We start from the raw sequence: 19,675 nt of genomic DNA, 5'->3' as shown, positions 1-19,675 counted from the left end.
CAATCCACCCCATGCGTACGGAGTTGCCAACGTGACATACGGAGCAAGCAAATCTATCCCTGCGAAGCCAGCCTTCGCCCGCCTCATCGGAACACTTCTTTTAGCCGCAGGTGCACTCACCAGTTCAGCCGTCGCTCAGAACACATCCAACCTTGGCCCCAACGTTTACGTCTTCGACCCCAGCATGTCGACGAGCCAGATTCAGGCAACGGTTGACTCCATCTCCAATCAGCAAATAAGCAACCAGTTCGGAACTCAGCGCTATGCCCTGTTATTCAAGCCCGGTGTCTACGGCAGCGCCGCCACGCCCCTCAACTTCAAGGTAGGCTTCTACACTGAGGTCGCCGGATTGGGCGCTTCGCCGGACGATGTGGTCATCAACGGCTCCATTGATGTCTACAATCAGTGCGACAGCAATGGCTGCACCGCACTCGACAACTTCTGGCGGTCGCTATCGAACCTCGCGATCAACGTCAACACGCCGAACTTTGGCTGCTACTCCGGCGAGTTCTGGGCCGTATCGCAGGCCGCCCCGATGCGTCGCGTCCATGTCACCGGCAACAGCACGCTCATGGACTACTGCACAAGCCCCTCGTATGCGAGCGGAGGCTTCATCGCCGACTCTGAAACCGGCTCCATCGTCAATGGGTCTCAGCAGCAGTTTTACGTACGCAACAGCAACATCGGCACCTGGTCGAACGGAGTCTGGAACCAAGTCTTCTCCGGCGTCACAGGTGCGCCGGCGCAAAGCTATCCGAATCCTACCTACACGACCCTTCCGAGCACGCCGGTCAGCCGCGAGAGACCATTCCTCTACAGCGACAGCGACGGCAACTACAAGGTCTTTGTTCCCAAGCTGCAGAAAAACTCGTCCGGTGTCAGCTGGTCGAGCGCAAGCACGCCCGGCCATTCAAGGTCCATCAACAACTTCTTCATCGCGACTCCCTCGACCAACGTAGAAGCTATTAATCTCGCACTACTCTTTGGCAAAAGTCTCATCCTCACGCCGGGCGTCTATCAACTCAAAGACACCATCCGCGTCCTCTATCCCAACACCATCGTGCTTGGCCTCGGCTTTGCCACGCTTGTTCCGCAGACTGGTCGACCAGCGCTCACCGTCACGGATGTAGATGGAGTCGAGATCGCCGGTCTCATCGTCGATGCCGGTCCCGTCAACTCCTCCGCGCTGATTCAGTTAGGCTGCTCCCGACTGAGAGATTTGGATGACCGCTTCGGATTTAATCTCTTCGGGAATCACGCTTCAAATCCGTCGTCCTTGAGCGATGTCTTCATCCGGATCGGCGGAGCCACCGTTGGAAGCGCCACTACCAGTATCGAGATCAACAGCAACGACGTTCTGCTCGACGACATCTGGGCATGGCGCGCGGACCACGGCAATGGCGTCGGCTGGATCGTAAACACCGCGGATCACGGCCTGGTCGTCAACGGCGATAACGTCACCGCAACCGGCCTCGCCGTGGAGCACTACCAGAAGGAGCAGGTGCTGTGGAACGGTAGCGGCGGCGAAACCATCTTCTACCAGAGTGAACTGCCCTACGATCCGCCGAGCCAGAGCGCATGGACCGATGGCACTGCCAATGGCTATCCGTCCTACGTCGTCTCCAACTCAGCGACCACCCATCAGGCGTACGGCCTGGGCATCTACTCCTTCTTCAACCAAGGGATCAACATCATCGAAGACAACGCGATGACCGTCCCCGACAAAAGTGGAATCGCGATTCATGACGTCGGGACCGTCTTCCTGAATGGCAGCGGGCAGATCACCCATGTCATCAACGGGCAAGGCGCAACCGCCAACAGCAGCAATGGAGGCAGCCTGAATCCTGTCGTGCTCTACCCGTAAGCACAAAAGCACAAACGTGCATCCATCATTCTTGAGGGGCAGCAAAGTTCATGCTGTCCCTCAAGTTTTTGTTCCTTCGCATTATCTAAAAAAGTGCAGCTCTCACAGGCTCAGGCGTCGAAGAAAATTATGTACTCACTTCCAACTCGTCGAACCTGCGCCACTTGTAGAACCAGATCGAGACGATCCAGCTCAAAGCAAAGAGTCCGATGATGACGTAGCCTAGTGTGCCAAAGTTTTCATTGAGAGTGCCGACCCAGGACCAGAACGTCCCATGAAAGTGAAACTGGTCCGCCATCAGTCCGAGCGCTTCGATGCCGCCCACCATCATTGCAACGATCACCGAGATCAACGTGATCGTCATGTTGTAGTAGATCTTGCGAATCGGCTTCACGAAGGCCCACCCATACGCGCCCAACATCAAGATATTGTCCGTGGTGTCGATCAGAGACATGCCCGCCGCAAACAGCGCAGGAAACACCAGAACCGACCACAGCGACAGCCCTCTGGCGGCCTCGGAGGCCGAGAGGCCAAGCAACCCAATCTCCGTCGCGGTGTCGAATCCAAGGCCAAACAGAATGCCGAGCGGATACATGTGCCAACTGTGCCGGATCAACGCAAACATTGGCCGAAAGAGACGAGACAGAAATCCGCGGCTGCCCAGCAGCAGATCGAAGTCCTCCTCAACATAGCGCTCCCCTCGGCGAACCCGCCGAAAAGCAAGATACACCGACCGCAGAACGGCCATATTCACGATCGCGATTCCGAAGAGAAACAGCGTCGAGACCAGCGTCCCAACCACTCCGCCGATATGTCTCGCGGCATCCAGCCGATGTTGCAGCGATAGTGCTGTAGCCGAGATCGCAATCGACCCCAGAACTACAATCGTCGAGTGCCCGAGCGAGAACATGAATCCCACTGCGACAGGACGTTTGCCCTCCTGCATCAACTTCCGCGTTACGTTGTCGATCGCTGCAATATGATCGGCATCCACCGCATGACGAAGGCCGAAGCTGTAAGCCAGAAACGCCGTACCCAGCAACACCGGATAGTGTCGAAACGCAAGAAAAGCCCACATCCAGGCGGCAACATTCATCAGCAGCAAAAGGCTGTAAATAGCGAGGACCTTGCGCCTGGTATTGGCCGCAATATGGTCAAGCACGCCGCTAAGCAGATCTTTCATTCAGTCCTTATCAAACAATAGAATCACGGTACAACATCAGATAGAGCAGCGTCTCATCCGCCGGAGAAAACATCTTCAAAGAGAGAATCCAACTCAGCGAACAACTCTAGTTAAAGCCGTAATCTCCTCAACAAACTCGGGCCACGCTTCACACAGCTCCTTACGTTCTCCGGCGTCATAGTCCTCGAACTCAAATCCGGGGCTCACGGTACACCCCAGCAGCGCCCAGCGTCCTCCCGCTACCAGGCGCGAGCCTTGCCACACGCCACGCTCCACCACCACCTGCGGCCTTTGGCCTCGCAACAGATCGTTCCCGATCACGACTGTCTGGCCCTTCCCCTTCTCGACCAGCTGCAGCATCTCCACCGCGTCCCCGGCATAAAAATGAAACACCTCATCCGACTTCAGCCGGTGCATCTCGCTGAACGTCTCCGGCTCCAGCAGATAGTAGATCGCAGTTCCAGTCCGTCGCGTCCCTGCATATCTCTTATCGCCAAACGCTTTGGCGTCCACCTTCTCCGTAGCTTCGTACGTCCTCACGTACCACCCACCCTCGCGCGGATGCGGCTGCAACCCAAGTAATTTCTTCACATCCTCTGCTGTCATCCAAGCCCTCTCACGCTATGCTGGTACTACTCCATCCATTCTAGTTTCCCGCCTCACAGGAGCCCTGACCTGATGCACCTCCGCACTCGCCTGGAGCACTACTTCGGCTTCTCTGCACATGCGACCAACTGGCGAACAGAAATCCTTGCCGGCCTTACGACGTTCATCACGATGGCGTACATCATCTTCGTGAACCCATCGCTGCTCAGCAAAACCGGCATGCCGCTCGCCGCCGTCACTACCGCCACCTGCCTCTGCGCGGCCTTCGGCAGCATCCTCATGGGAAGCATCGCCAACTACCCGCTCGCCCTCGCGCCCGGCATGGGCCTCAACGCCTACTTCACCTACACCGTTGTCCTCGGCATGGGAGTCCCTTGGCAAACGGCACTCGGCGCGGTCTTCCTCTCGGGCATCATCTTCCTCGCCCTCACCTTCACTGGCATCCGGCAACGCCTTGTCGCAGCCATCCCTCATCAGCTGCACGCTGCAGTCGGCGGAGGCATCGGCCTCTACATCGCCTTCATCGGATTTCGCAACGCGGGCATCATCGTTCCCAGCGCCGCCACCACGGTCACCCTCGGAGATCTCCGCTCTCCAGGCACTGCGCTGGCAATCTTCGGCCTCTTGCTCATCGCAATCCTGCAAGTACTCCGCGTGCGAGCCTCCATGCTCATCGGCGTCCTCGCCACCACGTTCCTCGGCATTCTCTGCCATCAGGTCCACTGGGAACCGACGCACTACGACCTATCCGCAATCAAGTCCACGGCTTTCCACCTCGACATCCTCGGCGCGCTCCACATCGGAGCCTTCGAGATCATCTTCGTCTTCCTCTTCGTCGACCTCTTCGACAACATCGGCACGCTTGTCGCCGTCACCCAGCGCGCCGGCCTCATCGCCCCCGACCACACCATTCCCCGCCTCAACCGCATCTTCCTCGCCGATGCCAGCTCCACCATCCTCGGCTCCCTCGCGGGCACCAGCACCGTCACAAGCTACATCGAGTCCTCCGCAGGAGTCGCCGCAGGAGGTCGCACCGGCGTCACAGCTATCGTCACCGGCATCCTCTTCTTTCTTTCGCTCTTTCTTGCACCACTCGTCGGAGCCATACCCACCTTTGCCACAGCGCCCGCGCTCATCCTCGTCGGCGGCCTCATGCTTACCGGCCTTGGCGAGATCGAGTGGGACGATCCGCAGATCGGCATCCCCGCCTTCCTCACCGTTGCGACCATCCCACTCACCTGGTCCATCGCCGACGGCCTCAGCTTCGGCCTCACCAGCTACGCCCTCCTCCAACTGCTCACCGGCCGCGCCCGCCGTCAGGACTGGATGCTCTATCTCCTCGCCACACTCTTCCTGCTCCGCTTTGTCTTTCTCATCCGCAAATAAGCCACGCCTGCCAGTCACAACCCTTTATCTCTGGCTCCACTCCTGCGAAAGAGTCGAGACAGAAGCTGAGGAGAAGCTGATTCGTAGACGAGCGAGCCGGAGACGTTGAGCTCTACCTCCGTCCCGGCACCAGCCTCACTCCAAACCGCCAGCCGCGCGCCAATCCGCTTTGCACGCTCTCGCATTCCAGGCAGTCCCCAGTGGCCCGCGCGCTCTCCCTGCTCCAGAACCTTCCGGTCGATTCCCTTCCCATCGTCGCGAATCCGCACGCGCAGCAGCCTCTTCCCATACGTAATCTCCGCTTCGATCTTCTGCGCCTCACTATGCTTGAAGGAGTTCCGCAGCGCCTCTCGAACGATGTGGTAAATATCGTCCCGGAAGATCGAATCCAGTGGCTTTGCAGTACCCTCCTCGACGACAGAGAACCCAGGCCTCATTCCCTCTCTGAGACTGCCGCCTAACTCTTCTCCCAGCGCCGTGATCATGTGCGCGAGATCGTGGTCGACCAACGTAGAGGATCGTATGTCATAGATTGCGTTTCGCCCCTCCACCATCGCCTGGTCCGCGCTCTGCAGAGCCGAGTCAAGATTCTTCTCCGCCTCCGACGGATCTCTCGGAATCAGATCCCGGGCGGTCTGGAAGTGAAGAATCAACCCCTGAAAACTCTGCAGCAGAGTATCGTGCAGCTCGCGAGCAATTCGCGTTCGCTCCGACAGCCGCTCGATAAACTGCAGGTCCATCCGCGAAGTCACCTGTCCGACATGCCACTGATAAACAGCCCAAGCCACGGCTGCCACCGCTGCCGCGCACAACAGCAGAAACCAACTCGTCTGGTAGAACGCCGGAACAACCGTAAGATCCAGCGATGGCCCATCCAGATTCCAGACCCCATCGCTGTTCGCGGCGATTACGCGAAACTTGTAAGACCCCGGACCGAGGTTGGTGTAGAAGGCATCCCGCACTTCGACCGGCTCACTCCAGCCTCGATCGAATCCATCCAGACGATACCTGTATCGAACCCGCTCCGGCAGTGCAAGATTTACACCGGAAAAACCGAACGTAACCCGCTGGCGAGCCGAGGGGATACGAACCGCTGTCTTGATATCAACCAGATCTCCATCGACAGCAACGGCATCGATCTTCGCCAGAACCAGCGCGGCGCCCCGCGCAGCTCGAATCGGATCGACGACCGAGAGCCCGTGGTTCATCGAAAACCAGATCCGTCCCAGCGAATCCTCGACAACGGACCGCTGCCTCTTCACCCCCTCGACTCCATTCAGGCCATCGGTCGTCCCGTACTCCCGTTCGTCGCCCTCCGCGATCGAACCGTTCAGCAGCTTATCCCGCCTCACTCTCAGAACGCGATTTGAGGTCGCAACCCACAACCATCCGTTGGTATCCTCCGCCACTCCGAAGATCTGCTCCTGCAACGCCACCGGCACATTGCGTGGAATATGGCCCGCACCGCCACTAAAATACGCGAGGCCCGATGTCGTCCCAACCCACAACACGTGATTCGAATCCTCGAGCAGACAATTGATATCCGGTGAGGGCAATCCCTCCGTCTCTGTGTAGGTTCGCAGCTGGCCATGCAAGAGCTGAGTCAGGCCAACCGGCGTTGCGACCCACATGCTTCCGTCCGCCCCCTCCGCCATCGCTGTCACCGTATTCGAGGGCATTCCATTCGCCGTCGTGTACGAGGTAAACTTGCCGTCCCTCAGCTCACTGACCCCGCCGCTGAGTGTTCCAGCCCACACCGATCCGTCGCGGTTCTGATGAACCGCGTACACGCTGTCCTGAAGCAGTCCGTCCGCATGCGTGTAGGTCTTTGTCTCGAAGCCGCCCTTGGCAACACGCAGCCGCGTAAGTCCGCCCCGTTGTCTGCCCACCCACAACTCATCCTGGCTTCCCGTGATGGAGTAGACCACATCTCTGTCCAGACCCCCTGCCGTAACCTTCTCGGCCACTCCATCTTTCAGCCAACGCAATCCGCCGTCGAGAGGAGCGAACCAAGTGCGTTCCCCCGAATCGATGTAGACCGGACCACCGCTGGTCGATCGCAAATCTTCGTCAACCGCAAAGCTCACAAAAGTGCTGTCGCGAAGCCTCTCCAAACCTCGTGGCGTCCCAATCCACAGATCCCCCTCTCTATCCTCAAAAAGAGAGTTCACCGCCAGATTGGAGGCCACCGTATCGTCCTCATCGGAGGAGACACCGCGCGCGTTGAATCGAAGCAGTCCATGAGACGTGCCGATCCAGATGTTTCCATCCCTGTCGCGAATCGCCGACAGAGCCGACACCTTCCCAAGCTCCGAGGGCACGCCTTCGCGAGTAACTTTCGACCCCGTCCAGCGCAGAACGCCTCTGTCGGTTCCAATCCACAGCTCTCCGTTCTGCATCGGAAGCAGGCAGTTGATCCTTCCCTCTACCCGAGGTGCTATGTCGTGAATCTGCCCGCCTCCTAGGTAGAAGAGACCTTTATCGGGCGTCCCCAGCCACACAACGCCATCGCTGGTCTCAGCAATCGCCGTCACCGAAGTATTCGGCTTGGCGAATCGATGAGTCGCCACGCCCGTTGCCCAGCTTAACCGGCTCGAAAGTTCATCGTTCATCACCGCCGCCTGAGCAGGATCGGTCCTCCCCGGCGCCTGCGCTGCAGTCAGCACATCGAACTTACCTGCGTGATATCCAAGCGGCCCCAGGGCCAACGACGAGAGAAGCGCCGAGCCATCCCTGCGCCGCCCAATCGATGTAATTCCAACCTCTGCTTGGCTGTGCCCAGGGTCGAACATCCCGGCGTGATATCGCAGGATCGTAGTATTCGTCAGCAGTATCCACAGATTCGATTGAGAGTCGGTAATCAGCTCTTGAACAGGTCCTATCGGAAGCGCCGTCGGAGCCTGTTGCTGAAACTCCTGAAAGCTCATCCCGTCGAAGCGAAACAGACCCTTCTCCGTCCCGACCCACAGATACCCATCAGGCCCCTGGGCGATCGAGCTTACCGCCCCCCCGATAAAACCTCTCTCAAGCCCCCAGTTCTCCCGCATGTACTGCGAGATAGCCCGATTCGGATCGACCGCATAAACCGTCCGGGCAAAACACATCGCAACCAGCACGGCCACCAATTTTCCGACCAGCCGATAAACTTTCATAGCCCCATCACGGAAGATACTCGAACTTCTCCAGAACAACTTCGCTGTCCTTCTGCATCGGATACTTATCGCTCGCAACCACGTAGAACAACAACTGCATCTTCTCGTGGCCAGGCGACGGCACGCCCGAGGTAAAGACATGCTCCGCCACCGGAGCGCCTTTGTCAGCTGAGTCTCCGCGCACCGTCACAAACTTCACGCGCCCAGGCTCCCAGTGAAACGAGTGAGTCAACTTCCCCGCAGGCTCCGTGAACGGCGCCACATTGCCCGGAACATAGAAAGGCTGAATGCCGAACTGCGCATTTTCCTTGCTCGTCCCATCGCCCCACTGACTCATCTCAACATCCACCTCACGGTAGTTCTGCTCTCCTCCAAAATCGTCGAAGGTGTTCAAACTCAGAACCGCAGCCGGCTCCAGGTGAGCCGTGTCTCGCACCGTAAAGATATACGTTCCATATCCCAGGCTTCGCGCCATCTCCACCTCCGCGCAAGACCACTTGTTCCCCTTCTTTCTGATGCGAAGATGCAGCGCTCCCTCCGGATCGACCCATGCGTTATCGCCCTCATACGGAAGATTCAGTCCTCCGCGATCCGATGCAATCGTTCGAACTCCCCAGTCATAGCCGCTGAATTTAATCGGCACCGTCGGCGCAATTTGAGCTTTGCCTACACCATCGACAATTGCCAGCGCCACCACTGAACCGCCGGCCGCCGGAGCTACATCCATCGTAGGCGCTGGCTGATATCCCGGGTCCACCAGCATCGCGGCATACTTGAACCCAAGATGACTCGTCGCACTCCACGTTGAGTCGGCCTGGATAGGAATAAACGGCTGATCCGGCCACGGCTGAACCCACCACGGTCCGCTCATCGCGTAGATGACGATCCGCTGGCCAGGCCGCGCGCCATGGACACGTCCCGAGACTGTATCGACCCGTTCTCGGCCGCCCTGCGCGGCGGGAGGAATCTTCGTAAACTCCACCGTCGGACCCGCAACGCCCTGCCCGGAGCGGCACCCGGTCAGCAAAAGCAGAGACACCGTAAGGCAAATCGCATAGCCCATCACAACGGACAACACCGCGCCAGAGCGATATCCCGGAAGACACCGGAAGAAAAAGCCATCTCTGAAAGCGATCGCATAAGACTGGCCCACTGGAACCCCCGGGGATTATTCTTCGTTGAGATAGCAATGATAGTCCATCCCCCTCTCCCCTCCCACACAGCCGGTGCGATCTTCCTTGCACGCACCCCAACACAAAAAACACCACAATTTCATGGCCTCTCAGGGCGCAAACAGCCTCGGCAAGTGAGGATTTCGGACCAGCGAAAGCCCACCCTCGCATGGTGTAAGATATGGTCTTCCGCCCACGTAGATGCGGTTGGATCGTTGTAGAAGATCCGCAGCTTCGACACGAAGCGGATACAGTTTATGCACCAAAGTGCCTTCGGGCAGCGTTCCACGGCACGCACCTGAAACACCACCCAGGGCAGCCACCTCACTTTCGTAAACAAAACCGGAGTTCTTCACATGGCAAAAGGCGTCAACAAAGTCTTCCTCCTCGGCAACGTCGGCAAAGACCCCGAGATCCGCGCCACAGCCGGCGGCATGACCGTCGCAAGCTTCTCGCTCGCCACCGCCGACCGGCAAAAAGACGCCCAAGGCAACTGGGCCGACAAGACCGAGTGGCACAATATCGTCTGTTTCCAGCGCACCGCAGAGGTCGTCCGCGACTACGTTAAAAAAGGCTCGCAGATCCTCATCGAAGGCAAGATCCAGACCCGCTCCTGGGACGATAAGACCAGCGGCGAGAAGAAGTATAAGACCGAGATCCTCTGCAACGAACTCACCCTGCTCGGCGGCAAACCCGCTGGCGAAGGTGCCTCCGCCGGCGGCTACTCCAAGTCCAACACAGCCAGCTACGACCAGCGCACCCCGTCCAGCCAGCCCGACTACGCCGACGTAGGCATCACCGACGACGACATTCCGTTCTAAAATCGCTTCTTCGCTGCACCGCTCCTCCCAAAGAGGAGCGGTGCAGGCCGGTTCGTCCTTCTCCATACGACTTCACATGATGCAATTAAAAGACTCGCATCTGACCTCCTGCTGACAACTCCCCTCCCCGCTCTCTCTACTCTTCAACTTGACCGGACCCGTCTTCACCGGCAAGCAATTCTGCCTCACGCAGAGAAAAGAGAAAGATCATGCCCAGCAAATCTTGTTCAACGGCCCCTGCCACAAACAAACTCACCTCGCGTCGCGGTCTTCGCACTCAAATCCGATCGAACGTAAAAAATCTTCTTGCTCTTCTCCTCGCAACCTCGTCTCTTACCGTTGCGGCCTCAGCACAAACCGCAGGCTCTTATCAAACCACCAACATCCTGTCCGACGGATCGGTAACCGCCACCGTTACAGATCCACAGTTCATCAATCCCTGGGGCGTCTCCATCGGGCCCGCGTTCTGGATCAACACCCAGGCAACCGGGCTCGACTACCTCGCCACAGCGACCGGAACCATCCCCTTCAAAGTAACCATCCCCACCGGCGCTGGCACCGGCACAGGCTCTCCCACCGGTACTATCTTCAGCACCTCTAAGACCAACTTCAAGCTGCCCAACGGCTCCGCTGCCGCCTTCCTCTTCTCCACCATCGACGGAACCATCAGCGGCTGGAACTCCGCTCTCGGCACCACCAACAGCGTTGCCCAGATCGCTGTCAATAACAACGCAGCGGGCGCCGACTACACGGACATCGCCCTCCTCACCAACACCACAGGAACCTTCCTCCTTGCTGCAAACTTCGGAGCAGGCTCTGACATCGAGATCTATGACACCAACTTCCACGCCGCCAAACTCGCCGGCGCCTTCACCGACACCAACCTCCCCGCCAACTACGCGCCCTTTGCCGTGCACGTCATCGGCAACCAGGTCTTCGTCACCTACGCCCTTCGCAGCACCAACACCTCTTCCCCTGCTTCACCCACTCCAGCACCCGCCCCCACACCAACCCCAACTCCCGCACCTGCCCCTTCGCCAATCGTCGGACCCTATGCCGTCTCCGCCTCCGGACCACGCGCCGCGGCTACCAGCTACGTCCAGACCGTAGGCGCGGGTAACGGCATCGTCGACGTATTCGATCTTAACGGCAACTTTGTATCCCGCGCCGTCACCGGCGGCAACCTCAACGCGCCCTGGGGCGTCGCCATCGCTCCCACAGGCTTCGGCGTCTTCGGCGGCGACCTCCTCATCGGCAACTTCGGCGATGGCCTCATCAATGTCTACAACCCCACCACCTTCGCCTTCCTCGGCCAACTCACCGACGCCAACGGCAAGGCTCTCTCCTTCCCATCCCTCTGGGAGATCGTCTTCGGAGAAAGCAACGCAACCCCTGCAGGCGCAGGCGATCCCAACACGCTCTACATCGCCGCTGGTCTCACTAACGAAATCCACGGTCTCTTCGCCGGTATCGCCAACACCACAGCCTCCACCGCCCCCGCAGCCTTTGGCTTCAGTGCTTCAACCTCTGCCGCCACTGTCACTGCGGGCAAATCGACTACGGCAACCATCAGCGTCGTTCCAACCAACAGCTTCACCGGCAACGTGTCGTTATCCTGCAGCGGCCCGGTCGGCGTCACCTGCACCTTCTCCCCCAGCACTCTCTCCGTCACGCCCGCGGCAGCAGCTACCAGCACTGTCACCATCCAGACCGCAGCCAGCATGGCGCATCTCCAGAAGCACACCCCCTGGACCAAACACACAACCGGCATCACGATTGCATTCCTCCTGCCCTTTGGCTCTCTCCTTGTCTTCACCCGCAGACGCGCCCTCGGCAACTCTCATCCCTTGCAGTTGCTGAGTCTCTTCGCGCTTCTTATCCTCTCTACTGGCGTCGTCGTCGGCTGCTCCGGCTCCTCAAACGCCGCCACGACACCGGTCGCCTCCGCACCGGCTCCCACCGCGCCAACAACTCCGGCAACGCCCGGCACCCCGTCTGGCTTGCAGATGGTGACCATTACGGCCACCTCCGGCAGCCTCACACAAAACACGATCATTGCACTCACCGTGCAGTAGTCAACAGAGGTCCTTCCTCACGGCCGCCTGCACATTGGGCGGCCGATTTTTTGTCCGCTCGTTCTGAAACTGTCTTCCCTTCTACGCTGCCTTGGCTTAATCGGTACGCAGCGCCGTCATCGGGTCAATCCGTGTCGCTCGTCGCGCCGGAATATAACAGGCCACCAAAGCCACTCCCATCATCACCACAACTACGACGAAGAAGGTCCACGGGTCATAAGGCCGCACCCCATACAGCAATGAGGAACCTGCGATCGTCCGAGTCAGCGCCAGCGCAACGATCAATCCACACCCGGCGCCGATCAGCGCAAGCCTGCTGCCGCGCCCCAGCACCCATCGAAGCACATCCCTGCGATCCGCTCCCAGCGCCATGCGTATCCCGATCTCGCGCGAACGTTGTCCCACAAGATAAGAGATCACGCCATACATCCCAATGCTCGCCAGCACCAGCGCTGTACCTGCAAACACCGCCAGCAGAATCATCGCGAACCGCCGCGTAGCAAGCGTGTCGGAGATAACGTCTTCCATCGTCTCCGGGTTATAAACCACCTGCTCCTGATTCATCTGAGTTACCGATCTCTCGATGCTCTTGAAGCTCGGAGTACCACCGGACTTCGAACGGACCACCGTGTCCATTCCGTGGACAACCATACTCAACTGGACCTCCGACAACTGCAGCATGGATTGGTACGTCTCGGCACGAAGCGAACTTGCCAGGTCGCTATCAAGCCCCCATTGATTCACATGCCCCACAACTCCCACCACCAGCGCCGGATCATTAAACTGATCCAGAGCAATGCGCTTGCCGATCGGATCGGCATCCCCGAAAAACTTCCGCGCAAACACATCATCAATCACAATCACACGCTCCGATTTCTCATCATCGGTGTCCAACAGAAATCGGCCCCGCAGCAAAGGAATCCCCATCACCCGCAGATAGTCGGCTCCAACCAGATACCGTATCGCCGAACGCATCGTATTCTGGCTTGCCGGCTTCGGCTCTCCCTCCAGCCAGAAGAACTGCTCATCATCAGACATCATCGGCAGCGCGGCCCATGAAAACGATACCGCTTCAACATCAGGCGTAAGAGCGATCCTCCGCCGCGCCTCGCGCAGATAGGCTCGCACCGCATCGGGGTTAGCGCCCTTCATCTCCGGCGCAGCCTCAAGACCAAACGTCATCACGCCCTTCGACCGGAAGCCTGGGTCTACGTTCGACAGCTTCACCATGCTGCGAATCATCAACCCCGCACCGATCAACAGCACCAAAGCCGAAGCCATCTGAAGGATGACCAACGAGTCCTGCATGCGGTGGCTTGCGACACCTGTCCCGCGTCCCCCGGACTTCAGCGCGCTCTGTACATTCTGTTTAAACATCCTCATCGCAGGCGCAAAACCAAACAGCGTCCCCGAAGCCAGCGAGATCAACGCCGTAAAGCACAGCACCAGCCAGTTCAGATGAATCTCCGCAGCTCGCGGCAGTCCCTGCGGCACCATCTTCACTAGCACATGCGTTCCCACAGCAGCCAGCACAAGGCCCAACCCTCCACCCAGCACGGAAAGAATTAGACTCTCCGTCAGCAACTGCCGCAGCAGCCGTCCCCGGCTTGCTCCCAGAGCCGACCGCACCGCAAACTCCTGTGCGCGGACATTTGATCTCGCCAGCAACAGGTTCGCAACGTTGACGCAGGCAATCAGCAGCACAAACACGACAGCCCCCATCAAGACCACCAGCAGCGGGCGTACTTCGCGTACCAGCGACTCCTTGAACGGCACCAGCCTGGCACGAATCCCCTGATCCTCTGCCGGGAAAGCCGCCTCAACGCCTCGCGAGACTCTCTCCATATCCGCCTGCGCCTGCTCCAGCGTCACTCCAGGCTTCAGCCTCGCGATACCGTGTATGCCAAGCCCCGCGGCCCGATCGCTTAGCGCAGGATTTTGAAACTGACCGATCGGCACGTAAATATCACTGGCACGAAAGTTATTGATCGCAAGGTTGAAGCTCGCAGGCATTACCCCGACAACAATGTAGTCACGTCCATCCAGCGTGAGCGCCTTCCCGATCGCATCAGGCCGCCCTCCAAGCTTCCGCTTCCAGAACCCCGCGCTGATCATAGCCACAGGACTCTGCCCAATCTCATCCTCATGGGGAGCAAACAGCCGCCCCGCCACCGGCTTCACTCCCAGAAGAGAAAAGAAGTCCGAAGAGACAAGCTCTCCTCGCACCTCCTCCGAAGCGCCTGTACCAGTCAGGATGTACCCGGTGCCCCGCGAAACAGCCAGCGCACTCAAGGTCTTGTTATCACGCTGCCAGTCGCGAAAGTTCAGGTAGGAGATGGAGCCTTCATTGAAGTTCTGCTTTGCTGCATGGACTGTAAGCAGCTCCTCCGCGTGAGGATAAGGAAGCGGATTCAGCAGCACCGCATTGATAACCGAAAACAGAGCCGTGTTCGCTCCTATTCCCAGCGCCAGCGTCAGCACCGCCACGACCGTAAATCCACGACTCTTCCCCAGCACACGCAGGCCAAACCAAACATCCTGCCACAGCGTCTCGACACCAGGTAGCCCCTGTCTCTCGCGATAGGCCTGCCTCGTCTGCTCCAATCCCCCAAGCCGAATCAAAGCCTGCCGTCGCGCCTCCTCTGACGACATCCCAGACCGGACATTATCTTCGATGTGCATCTGAAGATGGCTCTCCAGTTCGTCGGCCAACTCCGTGCCTCTACCCCCACTTCGCAAAGCCCCAAAAACCCTCATCCAGAACGCGCGCAGCCTTCGCATCAAACCTCCTCCACAATAGAGAAGCAACCTGAGACCAGAGCCAGTGTGCACTGTCCTGCATTTATCGTAGTCTTGCTGACTCTCAATGGACCGCTCCTATTGCCAACCCATACATATTCTCACTTCCCCTATGGCATAGCAATAGGTATCTCAAAAAGACTGCGGGAAGACCCTCAAATTCAGAAGCCTCTCTGCAAGCAAATCATAAGACTGATAAACACTGCTACGATAGAAGCATGGGAATGAGGTCTCCCAAAACCGCCGTAAACACCCGGCTGATGACCTCTGCCAATTCGATCTTCGCAATCTGAGGAACAACGAGGCAGACGATGTCCTATCTCTGGGTCACAATCGGCAGTGCACTGGGTGGCCTGCTGCGTTACGCCATCACGCGTCTCACACTCACCTACAGCATCGGATTTCCCTTCGGCACGATTCTCATCAATGTGCTCGGGTCATTCGTCATCGGCTACTTCGGTACCCTCACCCTGCAAAGCGGCCGCTATCCTGCATCCGAGAACCTCCGCCTCTTCGTCATGATCGGCATCTGCGGAGGCTTCACCACCTTCTCCTCCTTCAGCCTGCAGACCTTCGACCTGATGCGATCCGGTGCATGGGGCCGAGCCCTCGCCAACATCTTTCTCTCCGTTATCCTGTGCGTCGCCGCTGTAGCCGCGGGCCATCTCCTCGCCCACCGCACCGTCCCGGCCCAGGCCATCGCCGAAACAGCCCGGGAAGAGTACACCGGCTAAAAGAAAGTACACCGGGTAAACTAACCTCATGATCGACGAAGCCACCTTCCGCCGCGAATCCGACAAAGCCCTCGAGTCCCTCAAGCAGTCCCTCATCGCCGCAGAAGACGACGGCGCCGGCTTCGAGTTCGAAGACAACAACGGCGTCATGAACATCATCTTCGAAAACGGCTCCAGCAAGTTCGTCATCACGCCCAACACGCCCATCCGCCAGGTCTGGATCTCCGCGCAATCCACCAGCTTTAAACTAGACTGGGCCGAAGCCACCGCCGCCTTCACCCTCACCAAAACCGGAGAAAACCTCAAGACCCTCACCCAGCGCCTCCTCCGCGAGCATCTCAAAGACGCCACCATCACCCTCCCCTGAGAAGTAGAAAAAATGAATCTCCAACTCGCAAAAATCGTAATAAACTAAACCCTTCAAGCGGCCATCCCGGCCACTGAGCATAAAGCACAACCAGAGATCTTCGCTCCCGTACTTGGGAGGATGGGATAGCCATCATGACGCCGAAGCTGTCCGTAGCGATCATCACGCTCAACGAAGAGGCCAATCTGGCCCGCACCCTCGCCAGCGTTCAATTCGCCGACGAGATCATTGTCGTCGACTCCGGCTCCACCGACCGCACCCTCGAGATCGCCGCCGAATTCAAGGCCAAGCTCTTCCTCGAGCCCTGGCAGGGCTTCGCCGCACAGAAGAACTTCGCCATCGAGCGCTGCACCGGCACCTGGATCCTCTCCCTCGACGCCGACGAAGCCCTCACCCCCGAGCTGCAAGCCGAGATCAGCGCTCTCCTCGCCGCCTCTCCCACCGCCGACGCCTACCTCCTCCGCCGACGCAATCTCTTCCTCGGCCGCTGGATCCGTCACGGCGGCTTCTATCCCGATCCCCACCTCCGCCTCTTCCGCCGCCACTCCGCCAACTTCGCGCCCCCCGCCCGCTTTACCGATCGCCCCGTCCACGAGACCATCGCCCTCGACGGCATCACCGAGACCCTCAAACACGACATCGTCCACCACGCCTACCCCACCCTCGAGAGCTACATCGAAAGCCTCAACCGCTACAGCACCCTCGGCGCGCAGACCGTCATCGAAAAGGGCCACACCAGCTACTCACGCCTCGCACTCCTCCACAACGTCCTCATCCTCCCCACCCTAACCTTCTTCCGAAACTATCTCCTCCGCCTCGGCTTCCTCGACGGCCGCGAAGGTCTCCTGCTCCACCTCTACCACTCCACCTACACCAGCTGGCAGTACGCCAAGGCCTGGCAGACCGCTCGCTCTCGTTAGCCCCGCGCGCTCTGGTGTAAAACAAAACCATGCCCAAACGCATGACCCTGGCCCTCCTCGCCATCTCCGCATTTTTTTATGCAGCTATTCCGGTTACAATCTCCGCGCAGACCATCGCCGCCAAGACCTCCGGCATGAAGCACCTCGACGGCTACCTCCCGCTCGACTGGGACGCCAAAGCCGGCAAGCTCTACCTCGAGATTCCCCACCTCGATCCCTCCGGCCGCAGCCCCGACCTCCTCTACACCCACTCCCTCCCCTACGGCACCGGCTCCAACGACCTCGGCCTCGACCGCGGCCAGATCTCCTCCGGCGAGATCCTCCACTTCGAGCGCACTGGCCCCAAAGTCCTCCTCGTCGAACCCAACCAATCCTTCCGCTCCAGCTCCACCGACCCACTCGAGCAACTAGCCGTCCGCCAATCCTTCCCCGAGTCCATCCTCTACGGCTTCAAAGTCGAGGCCGAAGACCCCAGCGGCGCCGTCCTCATCGACGCGACAGACTTCTACCTCCGCGACGCCCACCGCGTAGCCGAAACCCTCACCACCACCAAGCAAGGCACCTACAAACTTGACGCCGACCGCTCTACCATCGCCCTCGACGCCACCAAAGCCTTCCCCAAAAACACCGAAGTAGAATCCATCCTCACCTTCACCACCGACGACCCCACCAAAGCAGAGTTCGTCACCAACGTCACGCCCGACCCCCACGCCATAACCCTCCGCGAACACCAGTCCTTCATCGAACTCCCCGGCCCCGGCTTCACCCCTCGCCGCTTCGACCCCCGCGCCGGCTACTTCCCCACCACCTACAGAGATTACGCGGCGCCGTTAGGCGCGAATTTAGACCAGCAGTTCATCATCCGCCACCGCCTCATCAAAAAAGATCCATCCTGCAAACAAAGCTGCGAAGCCGTCACCCCCCTCCAGTACTACGTTGACCGCGGCGCCCCTGAGCCCATCCGCACCGCTCTCCTCGAAGGCGCGCGCTGGTGGGATCAGGCCTTTCAATCCGCAGGCTGGGCTAAAGGCACTTTCCGCGTCGACATCCTCCCCGCCGACGCCGACCCCATGGACATCCGCTACAACATCATCCAGTGGGTCCACCGCTACACCCGTGGCTGGAGCTACGGCTCCGCCGTCGCCGACCCACGCACGGGCGAAATCATCAAAGGCAATGTCACCCTCGGCTCCCTCCGTAGCCGTCAGGACTACCTCATCGCCGAAGCCCTCCTCAGCCCCTACGTCAACGGCAAGCCACTCCCACCATCAACCGATCCCATGCTGGCAATGGCACTAGCCCGCACCCGCCAGCTAGCCGCGCACGAGACCGGCCACACCCTCGGCCTCGCGCACAACTTCGCCGCAAGCTCCTTCCCTCACACCCCCGAAGAGTCCGTCTCCGTCATGGACTACCCCCATCCCTACATCACCCTCAACAAAGAAGGCATCCCCAGCCTCACCGAAAGCTACGGCGTCAACATCGGCATCTGGGACAAGGTCGCCATCGACTACGGCTACCGCGAATTCGATACCAATAAACATCCGACCGAAGACCCCGCCGCTCTAAACAACATCCTCGAAGCCAGCGAAAAGACCGGCCTCCTCTACATCACTGATGAAGACGCGCGCCCCCTCGGCGGAGCGCACCCCCATGCTCACCTCTGGGACAACGGCATTGATCCCGCCGACGAACTCGACCGCATCTTAACCATCCGCACCGCCGCCCTAGCCCGCTTCAACGAGAACGCCATCACCACGGGCACCCCCATGGCGCAGCTCGAAGACACCCTCGTCCCCCTCTACCTTCTCCACCGCTACCAAACCGAAGCCACCATCAAAGAGATCGGCGGCCTCGACTACCGCTACAGCCTCCGCGGCGACGGCCAACCCAACCCCGGAATCGTCTCCTCCGCCGAGCAGAAGAAAGCCCTCACCGCCGTCCTCAAAACTCTCTCCCCCGAGACCCTCACCCTGCCCGAGACCCTCCTCAAAATCCTCCCACCACGCCCACCCGGCCTCCCCCGCACCCGCGAGTCCTTCCCCTCCGAGACCGGCCTCACCTTCGACCCCATCGCCCCCGCCGAGTCCGCCGCCGACCTCACCCTAAACGTCCTACTCGACCCAGCCCGCGCCTCGCGCCTCGTCCAGTACCACATGCGCCTCGCCGACGCCCCCTCACTCCGCGGCGTCCTCGAAGCCATCTCCAAGACCACCGCCGAGCGTCCAGAAGGCGGACACACCATGTCTTCGGAAGTAGAACGCGCCGTAGAGTTCCGCGCCCTCGAAGCGATGCTCTCTCTCGCTGTCAACCCGCAAGCCTCCACGCAAGCTCGCGCCATCGCCCGCTCCCACCTCAACGATCTCCTCAAGCAGTGGACCACCGCGGCCCCGCTACCCGACACCGCCGAAGCCATCCACCGCGCCGCCCTCATCGACCGCATCAACGACTTCAACCGCGACCCCGCCAAGTTCATCCCCGCTAAACCCATCGAAGCCCCACCCGGCATGCCCATCGGCGACGAAGACAACTTCTAGTTCAACCAGACAACTTATCTCAGTCATGCGCCGCATTGTCCAATCTTCGCAACACACAG

General features: G+C 59.5%; 13 protein-coding genes and 1 riboswitch. Of the genes, 8 read left to right on the top strand and 5 right to left on the bottom strand.

Annotation, left to right across the window (positions count from 1 at the left end; translation table 11 throughout):
• Nucleotides 1-31 precede the first annotated feature (31 nt).
• Nucleotides 32-1,864 (top strand): hypothetical protein, encoded by a 1,833-nt coding sequence (locus tag RBB75_RS14815; protein ID WP_353068517.1) that lies wholly within the window; start codon nt 32-34, stop codon nt 1,862-1,864.
• Nucleotides 1,865-1,991: 127 nt separating this feature from the next.
• On the opposite strand, the gene RBB75_RS14810 is transcribed toward RBB75_RS14815, so the two are convergent.
• Together RBB75_RS14810 and RBB75_RS14805 are read right to left on the bottom strand one after the other, a co-directional pair.
• Complete coding sequence (locus RBB75_RS14810) at nt 1,992-3,047, bottom strand: HoxN/HupN/NixA family nickel/cobalt transporter (protein ID WP_353068516.1); 1,056 nt, start codon at nt 3,045-3,047, stop codon at nt 1,992-1,994.
• Nucleotides 3,048-3,140: 93 nt separating this feature from the next.
• Nucleotides 3,141-3,638: a cupin domain-containing protein gene (locus RBB75_RS14805; protein WP_353068515.1), complete on the bottom strand. Its 498-nt coding sequence runs from the start codon at nt 3,636-3,638 to the stop codon at nt 3,141-3,143.
• An 87-nt stretch (nt 3,639-3,725) separates the two neighbouring features.
• Here RBB75_RS14805 and RBB75_RS14800 point away from each other — a divergent pair, with 87 nt between their 5' ends.
• Nucleotides 3,726-5,039 carry an NCS2 family permease gene (locus tag RBB75_RS14800; protein ID WP_179637497.1) on the top strand — a complete coding sequence of 438 codons (1,314 nt, stop codon included), beginning with the start codon at nt 3,726-3,728 and terminating at the stop codon, nt 5,037-5,039.
• Nucleotides 5,040-5,053: 14 nt separating this feature from the next.
• Here RBB75_RS14800 and RBB75_RS14795 read toward each other — a convergent pair whose 3' ends face one another.
• Nucleotides 5,054-8,191, bottom strand: coding sequence for a sensor histidine kinase (locus tag RBB75_RS14795; protein ID WP_179637496.1), 3,138 nt, complete (start codon nt 8,189-8,191; stop codon nt 5,054-5,056).
• A gap of 7 nt (nt 8,192-8,198) precedes the next feature.
• On the bottom strand, nt 8,199-9,269 hold the full coding sequence (locus RBB75_RS14790; protein ID WP_353068514.1) for a hypothetical protein: 1,071 nt from the start codon (nt 9,267-9,269) through the stop codon (nt 8,199-8,201).
• A 450-nt stretch (nt 9,270-9,719) separates the two neighbouring features.
• On the opposite strand from RBB75_RS14790, the gene RBB75_RS14785 reads away from it, so the two are divergent.
• Nucleotides 9,720-10,184: a single-stranded DNA-binding protein gene (locus tag RBB75_RS14785; RefSeq protein ID WP_179637495.1), complete on the top strand. Its 465-nt coding sequence runs from the start codon at nt 9,720-9,722 to the stop codon at nt 10,182-10,184.
• A gap of 209 nt (nt 10,185-10,393) precedes the next feature.
• Nucleotides 10,394-12,259, top strand: coding sequence for a TIGR03118 family protein (locus tag RBB75_RS14780; protein WP_353068513.1), 1,866 nt, complete (start codon nt 10,394-10,396; stop codon nt 12,257-12,259).
• 96 nt (nt 12,260-12,355) lie between these two features.
• Here RBB75_RS14780 and RBB75_RS14775 read toward each other — a convergent pair whose 3' ends face one another.
• Complete coding sequence (locus RBB75_RS14775; RefSeq protein WP_353068512.1) at nt 12,356-15,040, bottom strand: ABC transporter permease; 2,685 nt, start codon at nt 15,038-15,040, stop codon at nt 12,356-12,358.
• 229 nt (nt 15,041-15,269) lie between these two features.
• Nucleotides 15,270-15,335: riboswitch (Fluoride riboswitch) on the top strand.
• Nucleotides 15,336-15,369: 34 nt separating this feature from the next.
• Between RBB75_RS14775 and crcB the strand changes: the two genes are divergently transcribed.
• The 4 genes from crcB to RBB75_RS14755 all read left to right on the top strand — a co-directional run bounded on the left by crcB (nt 15,370) and on the right by RBB75_RS14755 (nt 19,616).
• Nucleotides 15,370-15,792 (top strand): fluoride efflux transporter CrcB, encoded by a 423-nt coding sequence (gene crcB, locus RBB75_RS14770; protein ID WP_353068511.1) that lies wholly within the window; start codon nt 15,370-15,372, stop codon nt 15,790-15,792.
• Nucleotides 15,793-15,820: 28 nt separating this feature from the next.
• Nucleotides 15,821-16,159 (top strand): iron donor protein CyaY, encoded by a 339-nt coding sequence (gene cyaY / locus RBB75_RS14765; protein WP_179637491.1) that lies wholly within the window; start codon nt 15,821-15,823, stop codon nt 16,157-16,159.
• A gap of 134 nt (nt 16,160-16,293) precedes the next feature.
• Nucleotides 16,294-17,079: a glycosyltransferase family 2 protein gene (locus RBB75_RS14760; protein WP_179637490.1), complete on the top strand. Its 786-nt coding sequence runs from the start codon at nt 16,294-16,296 to the stop codon at nt 17,077-17,079.
• Nucleotides 17,080-17,108: 29 nt separating this feature from the next.
• Complete coding sequence (locus RBB75_RS14755; protein ID WP_353068510.1) at nt 17,109-19,616, top strand: zinc-dependent metalloprotease; 2,508 nt, start codon at nt 17,109-17,111, stop codon at nt 19,614-19,616.
• The last annotated feature ends 59 nt before the right edge of the window (nt 19,617-19,675 follow it).

The organism is Tunturibacter empetritectus (genome assembly GCF_040358985.1).
Lineage (GTDB): Bacteria > Acidobacteriota > Terriglobia > Terriglobales > Acidobacteriaceae > Edaphobacter > Edaphobacter empetritectus.
Note: the sequence above shows the minus strand (reverse complement) of the source record. Positions and strands in the feature narration are given on the sequence as shown.